At 47.3% G+C, this 2,624-nt stretch carries 1 protein-coding gene; it reads right to left on the reverse strand.

Annotation, left to right across the window (positions count from 1 at the left end; all coding sequences use genetic code 11):
- Positions 1-136 precede the first annotated feature (136 nt).
- Positions 137-2,410 (reverse strand): glycoside hydrolase family 3 C-terminal domain-containing protein, encoded by a 2,274-nt coding sequence (locus tag AC1DSE_RS34025; protein ID WP_477512420.1) that lies wholly within the window; start codon positions 2,408-2,410, stop codon positions 137-139.
- Positions 2,411-2,624: the final 214 nt, after the last annotated feature.

Below are 2,624 nucleotides of genomic sequence, written 5' to 3' on the forward strand. Positions count from 1 at the left end.
ATGCGACACCTTCTCCGGAATATCAGGAGAAGGTGTCGCATTTTTGCTTATCGCTTTGGGGGCTCACAAAAACCTTAAGTTCTTCAGTGGCCTCACGTGGAAGGACGGTCCTTTTGTAAAATCTATTTTGCTCCTACTATGAATGGTTTAATTGGTGAAGCAAGCCGTTTAGCATTTCGTCTGTGAACGCCCCTTGGCTGAAGGACACCAAGCTGCGAAGAGGCATAAATTTCATCATCGCGGCCATCATGTCTGCCATTTCGTTATCCTCAGACATCAAGATTCCCATTCCTGCTTGAACCTGCTGCATAATGCCTTGCACGATTGGACCCTTCTCCGTATCGCTTATTAAGTCACCGAGAAGGCTATTGCGATGATACACAACTTTCAGAGGGACAGTGGATTGAACGCGCAGTGTCTCGCCTAGGACAATATCCTCCGATGAACGCCCAATAAGAACAGCAAAGTCTCCGCTCTCGACATGCCAGTCTTTTAGAGCAACATTGTAATAAGCGAAAGATCGTTTATCCAGCGTAAACGTTATCTTCTTTTGCTCTCCAGGCTGCAGCTCCACCTTGGCAAATCCTTTCAGCTCTTTCTCCGGCCGAATCACGGTGCTCACGACATCTTGAACGTACAGCTGAACGATTTCTTTGCCGGTGCGTGTTCCTGTGTTCTTAACCGTGACGTGAACGCTTACCGTTTCCGTATCATTTATTTCCTTGCTGTCTATCAACAAGTTTGTGTACTCGAATGTTGTATAGCTCAGACCATGCCCAAACGGGAACATCGGCTTAACGCTCTTCGAATCATAGTAGCGATATCCGACAAAAATGCCTTCCCGATATTCCGCATGATCTGCCTCGCCTGGATAAAATAGAAATGATGGATTGTCGCTTAGCTTAGCAGGAAATGTCTCTGCCAGCTTGCCGGATGGATTCGCTTCTCCGAACAGCAGATCAGCAATCGCACCACCAACCGCTTGCCCCCCTAAGTATGCCTCCAAAATGGCTCCCACCTCATCAGCCCAAGGCATCTCGATAGCCGAACCATTCATAAGGACAACAACGACGTTGCTTTGCACACTCGCTACAGCCTTAATCAATTGATTCTGATTACCCGGCATATTTAGATGTTTTCTATCGTACCCCTCAGATTCATAACGGTCGGGAAGACCTGCAAATACAACGGCCACATCGGCTTCGCTAGCGGCCTTCTTCGCTTCTTCCACGAGTGCATCATCACTATTATCGTTATCTAGCGAGTAACCCTCAGCATAAACAATGAATGACGAGTCTCCAGCCAACTGCTTCATTTCCTGCAGCGGATTATCGAGCGCAGTCGGCACGATATGCGAGCTGCCGCCGCCTTGAAACCTAGGTTTTTGAGCGAATGCGCCAATGACCGCCACTTTTTTTCCTTTGCTAAGCGGCAGCAGCTGTTTTTCATTTTTCAAAAGCACCATACATTCACTAGCAACCGTGCGAGCTAGCTGATGATGCTCTCCCACATTGTAAGACGCGTTCTCTTTTTTCTGATCAACACTCATGAAGATAATTCGAAGAAGTCTTGCAACAGCTTGATCGAGCAATTCGACGGATAGCTTGCCGCTTTGCACGGCCTCTATTATTTTTTTGTCGCCACTGCCGTTGCTGGAAGGCATTTCTAGCTCAAGCCCCGCTGCAAGCGCATCTACTCGCTCATCTACCGCACCCCAGTCGGAGACAACAAAACCTTCATGGCCCCATTCTTCCTTCAAAATATCCGTTAACAAAAATTCGTTTTCCGAAGCATACGTTCCGTTTACTTTGTTGTAGGCGCTCATGACCGTCCATGGTTTACCTTTTTTCACCGCACCCTCAAAGCTTGCCAAATATATTTCGCGCATTGTCCGCTCGTCGACAACCGCATCGACTGACATCCGGCGGTGTTCTTGATTGTTGAGTGCAAAATGCTTGAGTGAGGTGCCAATACCTTGGCTTTGTACCCCTTGAATATGGCTTGCCGCCATTTCCGAGGATAGGAAAGGATCTTCAGAAAAGTATTCAAAGTTCCGTCCGCATAGCGGCGTCCGCTTGATGTTCGCGCCTGGCCCAAGTAAAACAGCCACATCCTCTGCTTGGCATTCCTCGCCAAGAGCCACGCCTACCTTTCCAACCAATTCACGGTCCCAAGAGCCGGCAAGCCCTGCCGCTGATGGAAAACAGGTAGCAGGAACGCTATCAAAAATACCTACATGGTCAGAAGAACCTTTTTGCTTACGCAGCCCATGAGGCCCATCCGTTACCATTATAGAAGGAATATGAAGTCGTTCAACACCCTTTAGATGCCAGAAATCGAGCCCCGAACACATACCTGCTTTTTCTTCCAAAGTCATTTGGTCAATAAGCGCTTGAATATCAATTTTCATTTAAAACCCTCCTCTATTATGTTTCTCATTACACCTATGTTTAGACGCCTTAAGCTCTGAATACAGCATTAGGATTCTCATGCCTAGCCGTACTAAAGAGAATGCTGCCCGCGATAAATAGGACAATAAATGCAGGATGCTCGCCGAAGTTTTCAAAAAACTGTCCAAACAAGGAGTGTTCCTCGTTATATATTGCTTTGGACAAGCTCAAATC

The sequence above is a fragment of the Paenibacillus sp. 01L418 genome, assembly GCF_056400045.1.

Bases quoted from the DNA above. Each gene is read 5' to 3' on its own strand.
- AC1DSE_RS34025 (WP_477512420.1), bottom strand. From the start codon at position 2,410: ATGAAAATTGATATTCAAGCGCTTATTGACCAAATGACTTTGGAAGAA.